The sequence below is a fragment of the Mangrovibacterium sp. genome (assembly GCF_059905295.1).
This window is the reverse complement of record NZ_JBZQJF010000190.1, coordinates 1-4,164: the sequence shown is the minus strand read 5'-3', so window position 1 is coordinate 4,164 and position 4,164 is coordinate 1. Positions and strand designations below refer to the sequence as shown.

The following is a 4,164-nucleotide window of genomic DNA, read 5'->3' as shown; positions in this document are numbered from 1 at the left end:
TGCTCGACTAACGATATCTGAAGATCAATTTCAGTTTGAGAGGATGTACCCACAGTAATGAGTTCCAGATCAGCTCTCTCAGCAACATAGTCTTCAGCTCCCTTCTTCATAGCTTTGAAGAATTCGGCTTCTAAAGATTTCATGACAAGGCCTATCGTTGGTCGTTCTTTCTTGGTTTGTTTTTTCATAAAATTTAAATTAATAAGAAGTAGGATTATTGCGTGTTGTTATGCCATAATCAAATTACGTCAGATTCTTTGGAATTACCAAGTTTGCCCTTCGATATTGAATCAGATTTGGGACGGGAAGTCTCATTTTCCCTCTCTTTATTGTAAGCTGCTACAAACCAAAATTGATGATCATTCCCAACAATGATATGAATACACCAACAAGTTAGAGTCTGAAGTAAAAGCTCGCGACTTTAAATTACCCCCTCGATTAAAAAGAGGGGATGAAACTGCCATTTTGGGCAGACCAATCTAACAAAATGTGCATAAATGAAACGTCAACCTGTTCAACCGATCAATCAATCGATTTCAGGTCTATTCCATTCAATTATGACTTGTCCTCAATCGAAATCATAAGCCTTTTCATCCTCAGGCAAAATGGGGCGATCCTTTTCCATTCGAAAAAGAAGGATCACCTGTGGCAATCCTTACAAGTAACCTTAAAGCAAAAAGCAAGTTTGAAGAATCATCTTAGTTGCCTTTTTCCAGCCTGGCTGACTCTCCCCTGATTTTATAAAAGCCAAATCGAAGCGCCTCCCGCCTAATGAAAAAGAGCGTTAAGAAACCAGTTGGAGCGTGCCTTAAAAATTGGGCCTGCCGGATGAGGAGTTTGAACAATTTTAGCACGCGGAAACCGGGTTTAGCTCTTTTTCATTCAGCGGCGGCTCTTTTTGATTCCTTTTTCCAGCTGCAGGGAAAAAGGAATAGCATGTCCGGCTTGAGAACAAACGATGGGGCGTTGCCCCAAACCCCACCTACTTTTTTGTCTTAACACCAAAAAGTAGGCAAAAAAAGTCAAGGCGGATTTTTATCTTCAGGTATCAGCTCCTGAAAGCTAAGTTCAGCCGGGTGATCTCCTTCTGTCGTCGGAGCTTCCCGGCTTCACTAAGCTTCCGGTTCGCTTCCTACCCTCCATAAAAAGTAGGCCGAAATCGCTTCGAGCAAGTTTCCATTTTCATTCGATTGTCTTCAATTGTTTTTTCAACTGCCTTCTCTTGTTCTCTTCCACTTTCATCCCTGTTGGAGATTCCCTTGGAATCATGTATGTTTTCTGTGAAAGTCTCTTTTTTGCGACGCTGAAGCGAATATAAATGCAAGCTCGAAGCGCCTCCCGCCTAATGAAAAAGAGCGTTAAGAAACCAGTTGGAGCGTGCGTTAAAAATTGGGCCTGTCCGACGAGTCCCGATTTATCGGGAGAGGAGTTTGAACAATTTTAGCACGCGGAAACTGGGTTTAGCTCTTTTTCATTCAGCGGCGGCTCTTTTTGATTCCTTTTTCCAGCTGCAGGGAAAAAGGAATAGCCTGTCCGGCTTGAGGACAAAAAGAAGAATCGCACGAAAGAGCCGGAATAGCGGTTAATTCTGTTATTTTTGTTGAATTCGAAATCGAACAAAAAAACAGTTGTGAAAAATTCAAACCTTAAACAGACAAAGCAAATAACGACCTTCCATCTTGTCATTTGCACTTTAGCACTACTTGCCCTGCCCTTCTTTTCCGTTGCCTCAACGGGTAAATGGACAAGCCTGCTAACCGGCAATGACATCACCTACAAGGCAACAAATGCCCACTCTCCAAAACTCGATTTCTACGGCAGCCCTATGACGGTTGTCTATTTGGAAAACCTGGGCTTTGAAAAAATCGGTGGAAACACAAATGCTGAAGATGTGGCCTGGTTACTTGCGAAGGGCTACCGGGTAATTGAGCTGAATTATGCGAACAATCCAAAGGCTGTATCACCCGCCATCAACCAGGATATCATTGCGATTAACGACTCGATTGATGCAGGTTCATTTTGCGGATTCAACGATTGCTCGCATTACCGTTCGTATGTTTTGTTTGAAGGCTACCGCTTGGAACGGGATGTTCCGTACTTCGTGGATGACCCGACGGTTTATAACTGGCCGGACGGATACACCGTAGGCGACAGCTTGCACATGGACATTATTTATCCAGCCAATCCAAAGACTCCGGTTCCGGCCTTGTTGTCGTTTTCGTACAGTAACAGTTACGCCACCTGGGATAAGGATAAGAAACAACTTTCAGCCATCAATAAAGATCAACGCTTGAAACTAAGCTGGTCGCTCGCCGGCTTTAACGATTCGTTCCTGGAAGGATCGCCCGCACAAGGCTTTGCCTGGGCTATTGCCGACCACCCAAAGTATTGCTCATGGGGAAAAGGGAAGCCGGTCGGGGGCCCCAACGATGCTTACAAATCGTATGAAACAAATCCCGATGCCGCACAAAAAGTGAAATCAGCCATCCGTACCCTCCGCGTGTGGGGCAAGAAGTTAGGGCTGTCGGGGAAGATCGGCATCTTCGGATTCTCCCGCGGATCAACAGCCGGTTCCATGGCCATTGGCGACCGCAAAGTACCCGAGTTTGAAAATGCCGGCTTCAACATCGGTGTTGACGATGCGGTGCAGGCAGCTGCCCTCGGCCCGGGTGTGTTCGACTACACCCAGATTTATAACATTCTGGGCGATGGCGATAAAAACCTCGAAGCCCGTTGTCCCTGGGTTTGGGGACCTCTTGCCGGGAACCGTGCAAAATGGGAACGTATGGGTGCCGCCTGGCTGGTTAAAACCTCAGCAACAGCCCCAACCTTATTCTTTTACAATACCGACGATGAACTGTATTACCAGGATCAAATTGCTCTTTTTCAGAATAAACTGAAAGCATTAGGCATACCGACATCCAGCGTGGTAGACTACGGGCACGGACATGCTGTGCCGCAGGATGGTGAGTCATAACTCAAACTATATAACTTTTTCAGTCAATACCTGGCACCACCCAAACCAGAGAATAAATAAACAAACGAACCAAACCCAATGAAAACCTTCAGACTATGCCTTTCCGTTCTTGTAATGGCAGCCTTTATCATTAGTTGCGGCACCCAGAATAAACCCAAAGCGACCAGTGAAAACAAACTGACACCGCTGGATTCCATTCGGTTGAGTGATCCCTTTATTCTGGCCGACTCGGCAACACAAAGCTATTACATGACCGGCACTGGAGGCCGCATGTGGAAAAGTAAAGATCTGAAATACTGGGAAGGGCCGTTTAAGGTTGCTGAAACCGATTCAACATCGTGGATGGGGCCCAAACCCATGATCTGGGCAGCCGAATTGCATCATTACAAAGACAAATACTATTATTTTGCCACATTCACCAACCGGGCTGTCAAGATTGATACCGTTGCCGGAAATGTGATCGAGCGCCGTGCCTGCCACATTTTGGTGAGCGATAAACCCGACGGCCCCTATGTTCCTATGGCCGATTCAACATACCTGCCTGCTGATAAACCGACACTCGACGGAACTTTCTGGGTCGATACCGACGGAAAACCGTATATGGTTTATTGTTACGAGTGGCTGCAGAACGGAAATGGCACCATTGAAAAAATAGCGTTGAAACCGGATCTCAGCGGCTCAATCGGTGAAGGAAAACTCCTGTTCCGGGCCAGCGACTCCCCCTGGAGCCGTGAAAAAGATGCCGACGGCCATGACAAACCCAACAAAGTAACCGACGGTCCGTTTTTGTTTCGCACCGGAACAGGTCGCCTGGGCATGATCTGGACCAGCTGGATCTATGATGTCTACACACAAGGCGTGGCTTACTCCGAGAGTGGAACATTGGATGGCCCCTGGATTCAGGAGCCGCAGCCCATTACTCCTCCGAACTTCGGACATGGGATGCTTTTCAAAACACTGGACGGAAAGCTACTGATGTGCATCCACAGTCACAAGGAAATTAACGGACACTATCATCGGGTTCCGCACTTATTCGAGGTGGATTTATCGGGAGATAAGCTGGTTGTTGGAAAACCGGACATTCCGGAGTAACAATTCAGCATTCGACCTACGTAAAAGAGGAGATTCAAACATCAAACAAAGCTCATCTTTTATGAGAAGCAAGAAAATTTTAACGGTGCCCAACG

At 46.3% G+C, this 4,164-nt stretch carries 2 protein-coding genes; both read left to right on the top strand.

The window, feature by feature from the left end; translation table 11 throughout:
• Positions 1–1,630: 1,630 nt before the first annotated feature.
• Positions 1,631–2,977 (top strand): alpha/beta hydrolase family protein, encoded by a 1,347-nt coding sequence (locus AC37HE_RS10140; protein ID WP_500782720.1) that lies wholly within the window; start codon positions 1,631–1,633, stop codon positions 2,975–2,977.
• A 78-nt stretch (positions 2,978–3,055) separates the two neighbouring features.
• Positions 3,056–4,069: a glycoside hydrolase family 43 protein gene (locus tag AC37HE_RS10135; RefSeq protein ID WP_500782719.1), complete on the top strand. Its 1,014-nt coding sequence runs from the start codon at positions 3,056–3,058 to the stop codon at positions 4,067–4,069.
• Positions 4,070–4,164: the final 95 nt, after the last annotated feature.